Source organism: Nonomuraea sp. NPDC050202, from assembly GCF_040656115.1.
GTDB lineage: Bacteria > Actinomycetota > Actinomycetes > Streptosporangiales > Streptosporangiaceae > Nonomuraea.
Window position 1 is genome coordinate 342,335 of the sequence record NZ_JBFALF010000003.1, and the last position, 16,735, is coordinate 359,069.

Sequence of the window (16,735 nt, forward strand, 5' to 3'; positions counted from 1 at the left end):
TTGGTTGCCGTTGTTACGGATTCAACCGCCTATTTGGGGTCTGTGCCTGGTGTGGCCGTGGTGCCCGTACAGGTGATCGCGCGAGGCCCCGGCCCACGGGTCACCACCGCTGCCGAGGGCTCCTTCACGTACGCCGGGAGCTCCAACAGGGACGTCACCGGCGGGGAGCGCGCCACTCCTGACGACCGCACCGTGGACGACCGCTCTCTTCCTGGCGACCGCACGTCCGCTGAGGGTTCCTTCCGGGGAAACCGTACGTCCGCTGAGGGCTCCTCTCCTGGCGACCGCACCTCCGCTGAGGGTTCCTTCCGCGGAGGCTGTACGTCCGCTGAGGGCTCCTCTCCTGGAGGCCGCAGTTCCGCCGAGAGTTCCTTCCCGGGAGGCCGCGCGTTCGACGAGGGATCCTTCACCGGTGACCTGGCCCACGCCACCACCTCCCGCCCCACGCCCGCCCGCTTCGCGACCTGCTACTCCGACCTGGCTGCCGGCGGGGCCACCGCCATCGTCTCGATCCACGTCTCGGGCGAACTGTCGGGCACCATCGAGTCCGCCATGGCCGCCGCCCGCGACGCTCCCGTACCGGTGGAAGTGATCGACAGCCGCTCCATCGCCATGGGCCTGGGCTACCCAGTCCTGGCAGCCGCCCGCGCCGCCGCGTCCGGAGCCTCACCGGACGAGGTGGCCGCCGCCGCCCGGCACAGCATGCGCGGCACCCGGACGTTCTTCTACGTCGACACCCTCGACTACCTCCGCCGCAGCGGCCGCATCGGCGCGGCGGCCTCCCTCTTCGGCTCCGCCCTCATGATCAAACCGCTCCTGCACATCGCCGACGGCCGCATCTCCCTCCTGGAGAAGGTCCGTACGTCGTCCCGTGCCATCGCCCGTCTGGAGGACCTGGCGGTGGAGGTGGCGGGTGAGAGGCCCGTGGAGGTGGCGGTGCAGCATCTGGCGGCGCGGGAACGAGCGGAGGCGCTGGCGGAGCGGCTGCGCAAGCGGGTGCCAGGGCTGAGGGACCTCCGGGTGGTGGAGGTGGGGGCCGTGATCGGCGTCCATGTGGGCCCGGGCATGCTCGGCCTGACCGTCACCTCACCAGACCTCTGACCACCTTTCCCCAGCCACCACCCGGATCCGTCTCCCTCCCCGGCCACCCACCGGGATCCCTCTCTCCCTCCCCGAACCGGATCCGCTCCTCCTTGCACAGCCGCCCACCCGGATCCGTCTCTCCCTCCACAGCCGCCCACCCCGCTTCCCTCCTCCATCAACAGTCACCCACCCGGATACGCTCCTCCTTCCCCCTGCATCCACCCCGCTTCCTCCTCCATCCACAGAACCCCGCTCGGTCCCTGCCGGGGATGGCCTGAGCCGTACATTCTTCGCCGTGCGAACCCCCGACCCCACGGCAGAGCGCGCCATAGCCGAGTCCCGGCTACGGTCGATCACCACCCCTGCCCGCCGCCCCCGCCGCCTCCTCGGCCGCCCTCCGTGGGGCACGGGAGCCGCCACGGTTCACGCATCGAAGCGCCGCCCCAGCTCGCCGCAGGAGACACAGGGACGCGCACAGGCGGCCTCCACCCCGTTCGGGCCACCACGCCACGAGGACGCCTCCTGGGACGGTTCTGCGATCGCCGAGCCTGCCGGTGGCGACGTCGATGAGCCATCACTGCGCCATCCCGTACCAGGGCACCCGCTACCGGCCGAGCGTGCGCCGGCCGAGCGTGCGCCAGCCAGGCGTGCGCTAGTCGACCTTTCGCCGGCCGAGCGTTCGTCGGCCAGGCGGTCGCCAGGCACGCGTTCGCGGGCCGAGCTTTCGTCGGCCGAGTGGCCGTTGGGCGAGCCGTTGTCGGGCGAGTGGTCGTTTGGGGAGCGGTTGTCAGGCACGCAGCAGGCGATCGGTCAGAGACCATCAGGCGAGAGGCCAATGACAGACGACTCGTCGGCCCAGCGGTGGCCAAACACACGGTCGCCCAGCCCCACCGCCTCTGCTCCCGTCCCCGCCTCTGCGTCTGCCTCTACCTCTGCCTCTCCCCGTGTACCCGTCCCCGCCCCTGCCCTTCCGCCGGCCTCGTTGCCGTTGCCCGCCTCCCTGCCTGCCCCTCTCCAAGCACTACGCAAAGCCGTGGCCACCCAGGGCCAGGCAGCCCTCGATCCAGGCAAGCCCGGCCTACGCGTCCTCCTCGCCGTGGGCATCCTGGCAACAGCCGTGGCGATCTTCTTCGTCTGGCAGTCGAAGCCTTCACCACAGCCCCTGCCGCCACCCACGCCGATGAGCCCGACCGCACCCACGCCCCCATCGACCGTCGCGGCCAAGGTCACCGTCCACGTCACTGGCAAGATCCGCAAACCCGGCGTCTACCGGCTCCCCACGGGCGCCCGGGTGGCGGACGCGGTGACAGCCGCAGGAGGGGTGTCCCGCAGCGCCTCCACAGGCTCACTCAACCTGGCCAGACGCCTGATCGACGGCGAGCAGATAGTGGTGGGCGCCACCCCCGGCCAAGCACCCTTGCCCGGCCTTCCGGCCACCGACGCCGCCGCCACGATCCTGGACCTCAACTCCGCCACCACCGACCAACTGGAGCAACTTCCGGGCGTGGGAGAGGTCCTGGCAGCCCGCATCGCCGAGTTCCGCACGAGCCACGGCGGCTTCACCACCATCGAGCAGCTCCGCGAAGTCTCAGGCATCGGCCCGAGAAAGTTCGAGGAAATCAAACCGAAGGTCCGGGTATGACTGCGCAGGCCGGTGGCTCAAGGCCTGACGCTGCTCAGGAACACCAGCACACCGACAGGCGGGCGCATGCTTGGCCCCTCGCCCTTCCGGCCCTGGCGGCATGGGCGAGCGCCCTGATCCTCCTGGCATGCTCACCCTTCACCGGACTGGTCGTCGCCACCACCGCAGCCCTTGGCGCCGCCGCCACAACCTGGCTCACGAGAACAGCCGCGACATCCCACCAACGATCACGCCCAACTCCGCCCCCCACACCACCTTCCACGTCCCTTCCCATCCAGTCGCCCACACCAGGTTCCGAGCCCGCTCCCGCCGAGCCGCCCGCGCCACGCTCCGCATCTCATCCCACTCCGCCATCCGCGCCACCCTGCGCGCCCGGTCCAAGTCAGCCCCCGGACCAAGTGGCCGAAGCCGCCCGCAGCACCACCGCACGCACGGGATGGCACCACGCCGAACACACAGGGCGCACCGGACATGCCGGATACATCGGATGGCGCAACATCCTGCTGGCCACGCTCATCTGCACAGCAGCGGCCTCGGCCTCAACAGCCCTCCGCATCCACGCCCTGACATCCGGCCCGACAGCGGACCTGGCCGACAAGAACGCCTCCATCACCGCCCACATCACCCTGACCGACGACCCGAAGCGCAGACCCAACAGAAACGCCCGCTTCGCCCACGAAAGCTATGTGATTTCCGCAGACCTCAAGCTCATCCAAACCCCCACAACCAGACAAGCCGTCAACGTCCCCATCACGGTCTTCGCCACAGGCCAGGCCTGGGCCGCCCTCCTGCCCACCCAGGACGTAGAGGTCACCGGCCGCCTGGCAAGACCGACCCCCGGCACTCTGGAAGCGGCAATCCTGCTCGTCCGAAGCCCACCGCGCGTCCTGACACCCCCATCCGCCCTCCATACAGCGGCAGGCGCGCTCAGATCAGGCCTCCGATCCGCCGCCGACGTCCTCCCTCCCGACCAGCGCGGCCTCCTCCCGGGCCTCGTCGTGGGCGACGTCTCCCGCATGGACCCCCAGGTGACCTCCGACCTCAGGGAAGCAGGTCTGAGCCACCTGAACGCCGTTTCAGGCGCCAATCTGGCGATCGTCGCAGGCGCGGCGCTCGCTCTCTCCCGCCTGATCGGTCTCTCCCTCCCCATGAGGGCGGGTTTCGCCGCCGTGGCGATGCTCGCGTTCGCGGTGGTCGCCCGGCCGTCCCCGAGCGTCCTCCGCGCTCTCCTCATGGGCCTCGCCGCCGCCATCGCCATGGGTACGGGCCGCTCGAAGGACGGCTTCGCGGCGCTGTCGGCCACGGTCCTCTTCCTGGTCCTGTTCGTCCCGGACCTGGCCCGTTCGTACGGCTTCGCCCTCTCGGCCACGGCCACCGCCGGCATCCTCATCCTCGCCCCGTACTGGCGAGATAAGTTGTCGGGCACAAACCAGGACAACATCCTCCCAGAAGAACCCGCGCCGCAAGGGCGTGCGCCCGGCCCCGAGCAAGGCCGCCTACCCCGACAGGGGGACGACCACATCCCCGGCCGTGAGCGAGATGGCGAAAACCCCAGGCTCCGCGATCGACTTCCCCGTTACCGGCTTCCTCGCTGGCTGGCTGAGGCCGTGGCCGTGCCGGCGGCTGCTCAGGTGGCCGTGACCCCTGTCCTGGTGTTGATGGCGGGCCAGCTGACGCCCGTGGCGGTGGTCGCAAACCTGCTCGTCGCGCCGGCGGTGGCGCCCGCGACCCTGCTCGGCTTCGGCGCCGCGCTGGTGTCGCCCGTGTGGCCGGACGCCGCCAGACTGCTGGTGATCCCCGCAGGGTACGCGGTCGGCTGGATCATCATGGTCGCGCGCTGGGCGGTCGGCCTGCCGTTCGCCACCGTGCCTTGGCCTGCCGGTCTGCCGGGGCTCGGCCTGCTCCTGCTGACGGTGATCGTGGCGATCCCCGTCCTGAGGCACCGCGCCTGGCGCGCCGTCGCGCTGACGGCCGCCGCAGCCGCCCTGGCGACGGTCCTGGTGATCCGGCCCATCGTCGGCCCGTGGCCGCCCAAAGGATGGCTGATGGTGATGTGCGACGTGGGCCAGGGCGATGGTCTCGTCCTCTCGGCCGGGCAGGGACGGGGAGTCGTGGTCGACGCAGGACCGGACCCGGTCGCCATGGACCGATGCCTGCGCAGAGTCGGCGTCGAGGACGTGCCGTTGCTCGTCCTCACCCACCCCCACGCCGATCACGTGGACGGCCTGCCAGGCGTCCTCAGGAACCGGCGGGTCGGGGCAGCGGTCGTCAGTCCACACCGGCCCGGCTCGCGCTCCGGAGCGAGGATCTCGGCCACGCTGGCGCGCCACCGGATACCCGAATGGACGGCTCCGCCGGGCACCCGCTGGCGCTTCGGCCCATCAGAGCTGACCGTACTGGCTCCGGATCCCGCCGATGGCGAGATGAACGGTCGGAGCGAGGGCAGCGCGATCAACAATTCGAGCGTGGTCCTGCACGTACGCTGGCGCTCCGGCTCGATCCTGCTGGGGGGCGACCTGGAAACGGAGGCGCAGGACGACCTGCTGCACCGGCTCCCCGTACGAGCTGACCTCCTCAAAACGCCGCACCACGGATCGAACAGGCAGTCGCCCGCCTTCCTGGCTTCACTCGGGGCACGAGCGGCGCTGATCAGCGTGGGAGCCGACAACGACTACGGCCATCCCGCCACGTCCACACTGGCCCTGCTCCGCAACCTCGGGCTCACCGTCTACCGGACGGACCAGTCAGGAGACCTGGCAGTCGTCGAACGTGAAGGAGGCATGGTGGTGGTTCCGCGCGGACCCTGACCACGGGAACCCATGGTCGTCGTCGTGCCTTGTGCGCCTGGTGAGGGCGAGGAGCGGGCTGCAGGACGTGGAGGGGGCTGGTGAGGGCGAGGAGGGGGCTGGAGGGGAGTCAGAACGTTGAGTACCAGGTTGTCGGCGGCGCATGGCATGCTGCCTGACATGGCGGGAACCGATCCAGCACCTGTGACCTTGGTTGTCGGCGACGAGGAGCTGCTGGTTGAGCGGGCGGTGAGTGGTGTCGTGGCGGCGGCGCGGGCTGCCGATGCCAGCGCCGAGGTGCACGACCTCCTCGGCAGCAAGGTCACCACTGGCGAGCTCACCCAGCTGACCTCGCCGTCGCTCTTCGGGGATCGTTCCGTCGTGGTGATCAGGTCTGCCCAGGATCTGGCCAAAGAGGTCATCACCGAGATCGTGACGTATGCCAAGCAGCCCTCGGAGGACACCGTGATGGTCCTGGCGCATCCGGGTGGGGTGAAGGGGAAGGCGCTGGTCGACGGGGTGAAGAAGGCCGGAGCCAAGGTGATCACGGTCAACAAGGTCACCAAGGCAGGGGAGCGGCTGGACTTCATCAAGGGGGAGTTCAAGCGGACCGGGCGGAACATCTCGGGCGACGCGGCGCAGGCGTTGCTCGACGCCGTGGGGAACGATCTTCGCGAGCTGGCTGCTGCGTGTAGCCAGCTGGCGTTCGACACCGAGGACAAGACGATCAGTGCGGCTGCGGTGGCCCGGTATCACAAGGGACGGGCGGAGGTCACCGGCTTCAACGTCGCCGATTCGGCCGTCGAGGGGCGGCTGGCGGAGGCTCTGGAGCAGTTGCGGTGGGCGCTCGGCACGGGGGTTGCGCCGGTGCTGCTGGTAAGTGCGCTGGCCGGTGGGCTGCGGTCGCTTGCCAAGGTCGGCAGCGCGCCGCGAAACCTGCGTGGTGGGCAGTTGGCCAGTCACGTCGGCATGCCGCCGTGGAAGGTGGATCGGGTGAAGCGCCAGCTCAACGGGTGGGGGCCGGAAGGGCTGGCGAGGGCGATCCAGGCTGTGGCCAGTGCGGACGAGCAGGTCAAGGGTGGGGGAGCAGACCCGGCGTACGCGCTGGAGCACACGGTGCAGGTCATCGTGGCCAGCCGCACCGGACGGTAGCCCGTGCCAGTTTCGGGCGGTGGTCCGTGCCCGTTCCGGGCGGTGGCTCGTGGCGGTTTCGGGCGGTGGCCCGTGCCCGTTCCGGGTGGTCTCCCCGTTCCGGGCGGTAGCCACAGCCTGAAACGGTGGCGGTTCAGGACGCGCCTCGATTGAGCACGTGGTTGCGCTCAGGGTGGTGGTCCGGGCCCGTTCCGGGCAATAGCACAGCCGGAACGGTGGCAGCTTGAGCCCGTTCTGGTCGCATGCGTGGTGGCGTTCAGGGTGGTGGTTCCGGGCGGAAGCACTGTCCTGGACGGGGTAGCTCGTGCCTGTCGCGGGTGGAGTGCGGTGTCCGTTGCGGTTGGAACGCGGTTGCGTGGTGGTGGTGGAGTGCGCGGTTCGTCCGGATGGGGGACCGGGCGAGGTGCCTGGCATGCCGGTTGCCGGTAGGGGTCAGTGGGTGGCTTCTGCCTTGAGGAGGAGTTGTTTGAGCAGGGCGTCCAGCAGGTCCTGATCCGCTGGGTTCAGGGCGTTGACCATGGACGCCTCCACCTCGGCGCGGATGGTCATCGCCTCGAACCACAGGTCCTTGCCCTTCGAGGTGAGTTCGACGTCCACCCGGCGGCGATCCTCGGTGCTGCGGACCCGGCGCACCAGCCCCGTACGCTCCAGCGTGTCCAGGCGCCCCGTCATGCCGGCCGGTGAGAGCAGCAGGTCCGCTGCCAGTTCCGACGGCGTCGCCGATCCGCCGCGCGCCACCAGGCGGTGCAGCGTCTCGAACTCGTAGTCCTGCATGCCGACCTCCGCCAGAGCCGCCTCCTTCGTGTGGGACAGGTGCTTCACGAGGAACTGCATCCGCGTCACGATGGCCTCCACCCGCTCGTCGAAGGGCGCCTTGCCGCGCCAGCGGGCCAGATGGCGATCGACCGAGTCCTCCATGCCACGGATCATACGCCAGCAAGTATTTTGTTGACGAAACATTCGTCAGCGAAATATCGTCTCGGCCATGATGCATCGGCTTCTGATCGGACGCTGTCTGTCAGCCCTGGCCACGGCCCTCATCCCCACGACACTCACGCTGGCGGTCCTGCGGGCCGGCGGCGACGGCGGGGAGCTGGGGATCGTGTTGGCGAGCGAGCTGATCCCGCTGCTGGTGCTGTTGCCCGTCGGCGGGGTGATGGCCGACCGGGTCAGGCCGGGACGGCTCGCCCTGGCCGCCGACCTGGTCCGATGCCTGTCGCAGGCGGCCATCGCCGTCGAGCTCCTGCTGGGGCTGAACCGTCTGCTCGATCTTGCCCTCCTGTCGGCGGTGGCGGGGGCGGCCATCGCGTTCGGCAGCCCGGCCGTGCCGAGGCTGGTGATCGCGGTGGTGCCCGGTCCGGACCGGTTGCGGATGAACGCGCGCATCGGCGTGGTGACGAGCCTGTCCAGCGTCGCGGCCCCGGCCATCGCCGGAACGGTCACCGTGGCCGCCGGCCCGGGGTGGGCGGCGGGGCTCACGGCGGTGTTGTTCGCCTGCTCGGCGTTGACTCTGGGTGGTATCCGTACGTCACCCGCCGTCTCGGGGAAGGCCGGCGTGGCGGGTAAGGCTGGCGTGGTGGGGAAGGCCGGCGTGGCGGGTAAGGCCGGCGTGGCGGGGAAGGCCGACCCGGCGGGTAAGGCTGGCATGGCGGGGAAGGCCGACCCGGCGGGTAAGGCTGACGTGACGCAGGAGGCCGGCCTCGCGAGGACGACCGAGGATCACAGGTCTGCTGGGGCGGTGATGAGGAAGGGGCAGGGGCCTGCTGGAGTTCTGCGGGGAATCGGGGTTCGCAGGTCGGCTGGGGTTCCAGGGGCGGCCAGTGGCCGAGAGCCCGAGTCGGTCCCTGGCAGGAGCCGGGCGAGCCGTCCAAGGCGAGGCGAACGGCGCGGGGCTTGGGCGTCGTTCCAGGAAGACCTCGTACGGGGATGGCGGGAGATCAGGGTACGGCCCTGGTTCCTGGCGTGCGTGCTCGGCCACGGCGTCTGGCACTTCGTGGCCGGGTTGTTCCTGACGCTCGCCCCCGTGACCGCCGTACACCAGCTGGGTGGCGAGACCGGCTGGATGGTGATCGTGCAGAGCGGGACCGTGGGGATGGTGCTGGGCGTGTTCGCCGCCCCCAGGTTGCCGATCCGGCGCCCGCTGGCGGTGGTGCAGGCCGGTGCCGCGAGTTACCTGCTGCCCATGGTGGCCCTGGCCGTTCCCGCGCCCGTCGCCGTGCTGGCGGGGGCGTACTTCGTGGCGATGTTCGGGCTGGGGCTGCTCAGCCCGCTGTGGGAGACGGTGGTGGCGGAGGAGGTTCCTGAGGGGGCTCTGGGGCGGGTGCGGTCGTTCGACCAGCTGATCTCGTTCGCGTCGCGGCCGTTCGGGCTGGCGGTGGCCGCGCCGCTGGCGGGGATGACGGGGGTGACGGCGCTGGCGGTGACGGGCGGTGTGCTGGTCGCCGCAGCCAACCTCGTGGCGATCGTCTGGCAGCCACGTGGCCGGCGCCACCACGGCCAGGAGCCCGGTTCGGCGGAGCCGAGCCAGGCCGGGGGCGAGCGCAGGACGCCATGAGACGGACCATCAGGCGAGCGTGTCCGCGCCGCGCTCCACCAGGTCAGCGTGTCTGCGCCGCGCTCCACCAGGTCAGCATGTCCGCGCCGCGCTCCACCAGGTCGGCGTGGCCCCGCCGTACACCCCTATGTGAGCGCGGCCTCCCGCACCACCCCATCGCTGATCTCCAGCACCCGATCCGCCAGCGTCATCAGGCTCGGATCGTGCGTGGCCACCAGCGCCGTCACCCCCTCACTCCGCACGAGCGCCCGCAGCAGCTCCATGATCTGCCGCCCCGTCTGCGAGTCGAGCTGCCCCGTGGGCTCGTCGGCCACCAGCAGCCGGGGCCGGTTGGCCAGGGCCCTGGCGATGGCCACCCGCTGCCGCTGCCCCCCGGACAGCTCGTACGGCCGCTGGTTGACGTGCTGCTCCAGCCCCACGAGCGCGAGCAGCATCCGTACGCGAGACTCCCGCTCCTCCACCGGCGTCCGCAGCAGCCGCATGGGCACCCCCACGTTCTCCGCCGCCGACAGTACGGGGATCAGCCCGAACGACTGGAACACGAACCCGATCACGTCCCTGCGCACGGCCAGCAGCCCGTCCTCGGACAGGGAGGTGATCTCGAGCCCGTCCACCACCACCCGCCCGGCGTCCGGTTTGTCGAGGCCGCCGATCTGGTTGAGCAGGGTCGTCTTGCCCGAGCCGGACCGGCCGCGGATCGCGACCAGCTCCCCGGGCAGCACGGAGAACGACACGTCCCGCAGCGCCACGACCTCCTTGGGCCCGGTCCGGTAGACCTTGCGCAGCCCTTCCACCACGACCAGGGGCGAGTCAGTCATTCGAGGGCTCCTCTCGGGCGGGCCACACGCCGATGTGGTCGGATTCGAGCTCCAGGCGCACCCGGCGTTCCATGTCGAGGGCGTTCATGAAGTCACGTGGCAGCTGCAGGCGCCCCACCCGGTCGAGCACGGCGTACTCCTCGGCGATGATCTGCCCCTCGGCGCCCTCCCGCCGCAGCGTCTCGCTGCTGGTACGGCCGTCGCGGATGCCCACCGTCCGGTCCACCTGCTCCGACACCAGCGGGTCGTGCGTCACGATGACCACGGTCACGCCCAGCTCCCTGTTGGCCTTGCGCAGCGCGTCGAACACCTGCTCCGACGTCTCGCTGTCCAGCTCGCCCGTCGGCTCGTCGGCCAGGATGAGCTGCGGGGAGTTGGCGAGGGCGACGGCGATGGCCACGCGCTGCTGCTCGCCGCCGGACATCTCGGGCGTTCTGCGGTTGGCGCAGGAGGCGACGCCGAGCAGCTCCAGCAGCTCCAGGGCCCGCCCCTTGCGCGCGGAGCCCGCCAGCTTCATCGGCAGCTCGACGTTCTCCCGAGCGGTCAGGTACGGCAGCAGGTTCCGCGCCGTCTGCTGCCAGATGAACCCGACCACGGAGCGCCGGTACCGCAGCCGGTCCTTGGCGCTCATCGACAGCAGGTCCATCCCGGCCACCCTGGCCACGCCGGCGGTCGGCACGTCCAGCCCGGACAGCACGTTGAGCAGCGTCGACTTGCCTGAGCCCGACGCCCCGACGATGGCGACCAGCTCGCCCTTGTCGATCACCAGGTCCAGGCCCTGCAGGGCGACGACCTCGACGCCTTCGGTCTTGTAGATGCGGACGAGGTTGTCGCAGACGATGTGCGCGTCGCCGCCGAACGCGGCGGCCGGCCGCCTGGCCTTGGCTTCCAGCTCTGACAGGGTCGGGTTCATGGGAGGTCTCCCACTCGGAGTACGGTGCCGAGGCTGCGGCGCCGGCTGATGGCGGTGTGCGCGTACGCGCCGAGTACGGCGACGACGGCCAGCCCGGCCGCCAGCGCGCTGGGCAGGAACAGGTCCAGCGAGTAGTCGCCCACGGGCAGGTCGCCCGCGTACGACGACAGGTCCACGCCGGGCCCGAGCGCGGCGGGCAGGCCGAGGCCCAGGCCGAGCCCGATCAGCGCGGTGACGACGATCATGGGCAGGATCTCCAGCACGGTCAGGCGCTGCGCCTGCCGCTCCGACAGGCCGAGCGTGCGCAGGAACGACACCGCCCGCGCCCGCTCGGCGGCCCCGATGACCAGCGACAGGACGACGGCGATCAGCGCGTACGCCGCCAGTGCGACCGTCACGACGACGAGCGTCCAGCGCGCCGTGCTCGTCAGCGGATCGTCCTGGATGGCCCGCAGAGCGCTCTCCTGGGAGGTGACGACGGCCGACGGGACCAGCCGTGCCAGGTCGGAGAGCGCGGCATCCCCCTGGATCAGCAGCGTGTTCACGGCCGGCCGGACCTGCACGCCGATGGGCACGACCAGGAACTTGCCCTGGGTGGAGAAGCCGGGCACCGACTCGATCACGCCGCGCGTGGCCAGCTTCACCCGCGACTGCCACCCGATCTCGAACGTGCCCCGCCCGCGCAGCTCGGGCGAGACGAGCGCGCCGTCGGACAGCGGCGGCAGGCCGACGGGGGCGTCGCCGAGGAGCTGCCGCCACTGGGCCACGTCCACGGCGATGGCCTCGGCCCGCTCCGCGCCGTACCCGACCTGCACCCGTCCCGTCTGGGCGAGCACCACCCGTTCGACCCCGGGCAGGCCGCGCACCCGCTCGATCACCCCTGCGGGGATCTCGCTCTCCGAGGTGATCCTGATCGGCGCGCCCACCTGCTGCCAGGACGCCGTCCGCTGCGTGGTCGCGATCCCGTCGGAGACCACCGCCGCGAACACCGACACGCCCAGCGCGGGCAGCAGGATCAGCACCGGCAGCAGGCTGCCGGAACGCGCCCTGGCCGCCCTGGTCAACCCCAGGAACGGCACCGCCGCCCGGCCGCGCGAGGCCAGCCGGACGAACAACCGCAGCGGGTACGGGTAGCAGCGCAACGTGATCAGCGCCGCCGCCACGGTCAGCGCGATCGGCACCACGAGCAGGAACGGGTCCTGCCCGCCCGACGCGCTCAGCCCGCGGGCCCGCAGCAGGTACGCCCCCGCCAGCGCGAGCACCACGACCAGCACCTCCAGCGTGATCCGCTTGGCGGAGGGCCGGGCGGTGGCCACGTCGTCCCGCGAGCCGTGCAGCGGCGTGCGGTGCACGAGCGCCGGCCGCACGGCGGCGAACCCGACGGCCACGGCCACCACGATCGCCGGCCCGGCGTGCACGATCGGCAGCGCCGGCCCGGTCACGAGGAAGGACAGCGCGTACCCGAGCAGCGCCGCGGGCGCCACCGCGAGCCCGGTCAAGGCCGCGGCCGTGCCCGCCACCTGAGGCAGCGACCCGCCGCGCGCCCGCGCCAGGGTCAGCGTGTGGTCCAGCTTGTCGGCCAGGAGCTGCACGGCCAGCACGATCACGCCGAGCGCGACCACCAGCAGCCCGCCGAGCACCAGGTACATCACGGTCTGCGCGGTGGACAGCGCGGCCAGGAAGTCGCCGAGCAGCTTGGGCAGCGCCGTCTCGACGCGGTACGGGCTGCCGGTGGTCTGCAGCCCCACGACCCGGTCGAACTCGGCGACCGCCGCCCGCAGCTCGGGCACGTCCAGGGCACTGGCGGCCCGCGCGTCGAGGGGCAGGATCCAGCGGTAGGACAGGTTGCGCCCCTCGCCGCTGAGCGCGGTCAGCCCGGCGTCGGACATCAGCGTGGTGATGTGCTTGACGTGGTCCTTGCCGCCGGGCGGCTGCTGCTCGATGACGTGGAGGATGTCGGAGTTGTGCGACCAGTAGCGGTCGCCGGGGTCCTTGGCCCGGAAGACGCCGACGATCTTCACGGCGGCGTAGTCGTTCTCGCCGAGGGTGATCGTCTGGCCCAGCTTCAGGCCCATTTCGGCCAGGGCCTCCTCGACGACCCCCACCTCGAAGACGGGGATCGTCTCACCTTCGTGGCGGCTCGTGGCGGGTGCGCCGGGCGCCCGTCCCGCGACCCAGTCCACGCGCCGGTCGGCGTCGGAGAGCCAGCCCAGGTTGACGTACGCCCCGCCGCTGGTTCCGGTGATCGGCGTGAGCGAGGTCTTGGCGCTCATGTGGCCGGCGCCGGTGGTCAGCGGGCGCAGCCCGGCGGGCAGGATCTCGCGCCAGAGGCGGTCGCGGGAGTCGAACTGGGCGCGTTCGCGCAGGTCCTCGCCCTGCCCGTGGGACTCCACGGTCACGGTCAGGTCGCTCTGCACGGCCGGGGCGGTGGTCAGCGCGCGGCGCAGGGCCTCGTCGTACGAGGCCTGCATCCCCCTCGGCAGGCCCGCGACCAGCAGGCACGCGCTCAACGTGAGCACGAAGAGCACGGCCACCGTGCCCAGGTGCACCCGGGCGAGCAGCCAGATCCTCACTGTTCCTCCCGAAGGCCGTGCCCCTGACGGCGCACGTTGCGCGCCAGCCCGGCGACGATCGCGAACAGCAACGCCGCCACCAGCGCCAGCATCAGACCGGTGGCCGCCCACGGGATGTCGAGCACCACACCCGGCGTGACGGCCGCGGCCTGGCCGGTCAGCACGATGTGCGGCACCACCAGCACGCCGACGACGACCGCCAGCCCGGTGCCCGCCGCCAGCGACAGCCCCACCACGAACGCCTGCTCCACGGCCAGCATCCCGAGCACCTGCCTGGAGCTCACCCCGAGCGCCCGCAGGATCGCGAACTCCGCCAGCCGCTCCCGCGCCGCGACCGTCGCGTTGACCAGGAACCCGAGCGCCGCGAACACCAGCGCCGCCATGAACCCCAGCATCAGCGCCCCCTGCAGCCCGCTGGCCAGCGGGTCGTCGCGCAGCGTGGCGGCCAGCGTCCGCTGGTCGAGCGCGGTGACGTCCCACTCGGGATGGCCGCCGAGCGCGGCCACGGCGGCGGTGGTGTCGCCGGCGGCCAGCCACCACTCGGTGGCGGGCCGGGGGAGCCGCGCCGCGGCCAGCTCGTGCGCCTGCATGGTCGCCCAGTCGACGAGCACGGCCTGCTGCCCGGCCGCGGTCGTCGGCATCGTCTCCACCACGCCGACGACCTTGACCGGCATGACCCGGCGGTCGATGGACGCCTTCCCGGTCTGCCCGACGCCCAGCTTGAGCGAGGCGGCCAGGTCGGCGGTGAGCACCACGGGCATCGGGCCCGGTTCGGGCCGCCGTACGAAGGGGGCCATCACGTCCCCGCTGACGCTCATCGTGAGCGGGGGCGCCGGCACCTGCTGCCCGTCGGCGGTGACGGCTTCGAGCGTCAGGCTCGCGGGGCTGTCCTGGGCGCCGGCGACCAGGCCGAGCAGCGACACCGGGTACGTGATCGTCCCGCTCCGTCCTGCCAGCGCGCGCAGGTCCACCTCGATCCGGTTCGTCCCCTGCTTGAGCAAGCCGAGCGACACGTCACGCCAGACGCCGAGCCCGTCGGACAGCACCAGCCGCAGCGGCAGGTCCGCGCTCGCCTCGGCGGTCAGGGTCAGCCTGGCCGGCCGTCCAGGCAGGGCCAGTCCGGCCGTCCGGTCGCCGGCCAGCGCCCGCGACAGCTCGCCGACGCCCTGCGCCGACAGGTCGGGACGCAGGTGGAACAGCTCGCCCAGCTTGCCCGCGTCCAGCGCGAGCAGCATCGCGTTCTCGCCGCCCACGTCGGTCTGCCCGCGGAATCCGGGCGAGGCCGCGGTGACGCCCGGCAGCGCGGCGAACGCCGTGCCGCGGCCGAGCGCCCCCAGCTCGGGGCCCTCCGCGGGGCCTGACAGCCGCAGGTCGGCCCCCGCCTGGTGGCGGGCCTGGTCGAGCTGCGATGAGCGCCAGGTCGAGGCGGTGGCCAGGGAGACGATGCCGATCGCGATCGCCATCGTGAGCAGCAGCGCGGGCCCGGCGTACTTGAGCGGCCGCCTGCTCACCTGCCACGCCCCGAGCGCGGGGGCGAGCGCGGGGCGCCTGGAGGTCACCCGCTCGGCCAGCCGCGACAGGCGCGGCACCAGCCGCAGCCCCAGCATGCCGCCCGTGAGCAGGGCCAGCGCGGGCCCGGAGATGATCAGCGGGTCGATGCCCAGCCCGCCGGCCGCCGTCACGGTCACGGGCGCGCCGTAGCGCTGGAGCTGCCAGATGGCCAGCCCGGCCACGACCAGCAGCGCCAGGTCCGCGCCCGCCCGCTCGATCAGGCCGCGCCCGCCGCCGCGCCCGCGCGCCGACTGCTCCTCCACGTACGTGCGCCGCGCGCCCGCCAGCGCGGGCAGGACCAGCAGCACGGCCGAGGCCAGCGCCACCCCGAACGACACGAGGAACGTCCCCACGTCCGCCACCGGCGCCAGCCGCACCCCCGACGCCCTGATCCAGGGCAATTGGTTGACCAGCGCGAGCAGCGGCGGCCCCAGGAACGGCGCCACGACCGCGCACGGCAGCGCCACCAGCAGCGCCTCGCCGCCCGCCAGCGCCGCCAGCCGCATCGTGCCCGCGCCACGCGAGCGCAGCAGCGCCACCTCCATGCGCCGGTGGTCGGCCAGCAGCCGCGCGGTGAGCATCAGCGCGTACGCGGCCAGCAGCAGCAGTTGCAGCACCGGGATCAGCATGGTGGAGCGCGCCACCAGCGAGGCGGTGTCGAGCTGGGTGAGCATGCCGGGCAGGTGGCTCGTGGCCACGCAGCTCGCGCAGCCGCCCGCCTTCAGCCGCTCCTCCACCTGCGCGATCGCGCCGGCCAGCGGGCGCAGCTGCTCGGGGGTGAGCGCGCGCAGGTCGGGCACGGCGGTCCAGGTCGCGTTGACGTTCGTGGCGAAGCGGGCCAGGAAGGTCTCGCGGGGCACCATGAGCGGCCCGTACGTGGTGAAGTCGCCGCGCTCCACGCCCCTGCCGAGGAGCTGCTCGCCGGCCCAGCGCTCGCCGGAGGGGTCGTTGAGCTGGAAGACGCCGGCCACGCGGACCCTGACCGGGCGGGGGTCGAGCCGCCCCCGCGTGGTGAACTCCTGCCCCGCCTCGAACCCGGCCGCCGAGGCCGCCGGCAGCGAGATCGCCACCTCGACCGGGTCGTTCCCGGGTTTCGGCCAGGCTCCGGAGACCAGCTTCGCGTGCCGGTCGAGCCCGTCGTAGCTGCCGAACCTGAGCAGCTCGGGCCGCTGCCGTGCCTCCTGGCCCGGCATGGCGTAGGAGTCGGAGCGGAAGCTGGTGGTGAGGGCCGGCTCGGCGGCGTAGGCGCGGGTGAGCTCGGCGCGTACGGACCGGTCGAACGCGGGGAACGTCTCGGCTGTCACGGGGGCGCTGATGGTGGCCGCGGTCTGCTCGTACGAGGCCGTCTCCATCGTCCGGCGGACACCGGCATCGGCGATGGAGGAGGCGTACATGGTCAGCGCCACCAGCGTGGTGGTCGCCAGGAGGATCGAGCCCAGGGCGGCCAGGAGGAGCAGCGGCTCGCTGAACGCCCTCTTGACGACCAACGGCCCCCGCATGTGTCCCCCTTCACCCGTTTAGTGCACCTTCTGGCAGGTGAAGGAGGAGGAGCAAGGGATCTTTGGAACGGTGACGCACCCGATACGGGCGTGTGATATCGAAACCGTGACAAACCACGGCAAAAAACAACGCCGCACCCCTTGGTGGAGGTGCGGCGTTTCGG

The 16,735-nt window shown here is 72.0% G+C and carries 10 protein-coding genes; 5 read left to right on the top strand and 5 right to left on the bottom strand.

Features of this window, described 5'->3' with window-relative positions; translation table 11 throughout:
- The first annotated feature begins 57 nt into the window (after positions 1–57).
- From AB0I79_RS11630 to holA, 4 genes are all read left to right on the top strand, one after another.
- A complete protein-coding gene (locus AB0I79_RS11630; RefSeq protein WP_357870499.1) occupies positions 58–1,101 on the top strand; it encodes a DegV family protein in 1,044 nt (347 codons plus the stop codon).
- Between the two features lie 1,015 nt (positions 1,102–2,116).
- The gene (locus AB0I79_RS11635; protein ID WP_357870501.1) at positions 2,117–2,725 is read left to right on the top strand and encodes a ComEA family DNA-binding protein; all 609 of its coding nucleotides are present in this window, start codon (positions 2,117–2,119) and stop codon (positions 2,723–2,725) included.
- Complete coding sequence (locus AB0I79_RS11640; protein ID WP_357870504.1) at positions 2,722–5,532, top strand: ComEC/Rec2 family competence protein; 2,811 nt, start codon at positions 2,722–2,724, stop codon at positions 5,530–5,532. The genes AB0I79_RS11635 and AB0I79_RS11640 overlap by 4 nt, the downstream gene beginning before the upstream one ends.
- A gap of 159 nt (positions 5,533–5,691) precedes the next feature.
- Entirely contained in the window at positions 5,692–6,663 is a 972-nt protein-coding gene (holA, locus tag AB0I79_RS11645) for a DNA polymerase III subunit delta (protein ID WP_357870507.1), read from the top strand.
- A gap of 432 nt (positions 6,664–7,095) precedes the next feature.
- On the opposite strand, the gene AB0I79_RS11650 is transcribed toward holA, so the two are convergent.
- Positions 7,096–7,581 (bottom strand): MarR family transcriptional regulator, encoded by a 486-nt coding sequence (locus AB0I79_RS11650; RefSeq protein ID WP_357870509.1) that lies wholly within the window; start codon positions 7,579–7,581, stop codon positions 7,096–7,098.
- Positions 7,582–7,648: 67 nt separating this feature from the next.
- On the opposite strand from AB0I79_RS11650, the gene AB0I79_RS11655 reads away from it, so the two are divergent.
- Complete coding sequence (locus AB0I79_RS11655; protein ID WP_357870511.1) at positions 7,649–9,217, top strand: MFS transporter; 1,569 nt, start codon at positions 7,649–7,651, stop codon at positions 9,215–9,217.
- 125 nt (positions 9,218–9,342) lie between these two features.
- Here the strand turns inward: AB0I79_RS11655 and AB0I79_RS11660 are convergent, their stop codons facing one another.
- The 4 genes from AB0I79_RS11660 to AB0I79_RS11675 are packed head-to-tail and all read right to left on the bottom strand — an operon-like array spanning position 9,343 to position 16,571.
- The gene (locus AB0I79_RS11660; RefSeq protein WP_357870513.1) at positions 9,343–10,035 is read right to left on the bottom strand and encodes an ABC transporter ATP-binding protein; all 693 of its coding nucleotides are present in this window, start codon (positions 10,033–10,035) and stop codon (positions 9,343–9,345) included.
- Entirely contained in the window at positions 10,028–10,948 is a 921-nt protein-coding gene (locus tag AB0I79_RS11665) for an ABC transporter ATP-binding protein (RefSeq protein ID WP_357870515.1), read from the bottom strand. The genes AB0I79_RS11660 and AB0I79_RS11665 overlap by 8 nt, the downstream gene beginning before the upstream one ends.
- The gene (locus AB0I79_RS11670; RefSeq protein ID WP_357870518.1) at positions 10,945–13,521 is read right to left on the bottom strand and encodes an FtsX-like permease family protein; all 2,577 of its coding nucleotides are present in this window, start codon (positions 13,519–13,521) and stop codon (positions 10,945–10,947) included. The genes AB0I79_RS11665 and AB0I79_RS11670 overlap by 4 nt, the downstream gene beginning before the upstream one ends.
- The gene (locus AB0I79_RS11675) at positions 13,518–16,571 is read right to left on the bottom strand and encodes an ABC transporter permease (RefSeq protein WP_357870521.1); all 3,054 of its coding nucleotides are present in this window, start codon (positions 16,569–16,571) and stop codon (positions 13,518–13,520) included. The genes AB0I79_RS11670 and AB0I79_RS11675 overlap by 4 nt, the downstream gene beginning before the upstream one ends.
- Positions 16,572–16,735 lie beyond the last annotated feature (164 nt).

What these genes read in the sequence shown, in the direction of transcription:
- AB0I79_RS11650 (WP_357870509.1), bottom strand. Translation starts at nt 7,581, where the DNA reads ATGGAGGACTCGGTCGATCGCCATCTGGCCCGCTGGCGCGGCAAGGCG.
- AB0I79_RS11640 (WP_357870504.1), top strand. Translation starts at nt 2,722, where the DNA reads ATGACTGCGCAGGCCGGTGGCTCAAGGCCTGACGCTGCTCAGGAACAC.
- AB0I79_RS11655 (WP_357870511.1), top strand. Translation starts at nt 7,649, where the DNA reads ATGATGCATCGGCTTCTGATCGGACGCTGTCTGTCAGCCCTGGCCACG.
- AB0I79_RS11665 (WP_357870515.1), bottom strand. Translation starts at nt 10,948, where the DNA reads ATGAACCCGACCCTGTCAGAGCTGGAAGCCAAGGCCAGGCGGCCGGCC.
- holA (WP_357870507.1), top strand. Translation starts at nt 5,692, where the DNA reads ATGGCGGGAACCGATCCAGCACCTGTGACCTTGGTTGTCGGCGACGAG.
- AB0I79_RS11660 (WP_357870513.1), bottom strand. Translation starts at nt 10,035, where the DNA reads ATGACTGACTCGCCCCTGGTCGTGGTGGAAGGGCTGCGCAAGGTCTAC.
- AB0I79_RS11675 (WP_357870521.1), bottom strand. Translation starts at nt 16,571, where the DNA reads ATGCGGGGGCCGTTGGTCGTCAAGAGGGCGTTCAGCGAGCCGCTGCTC.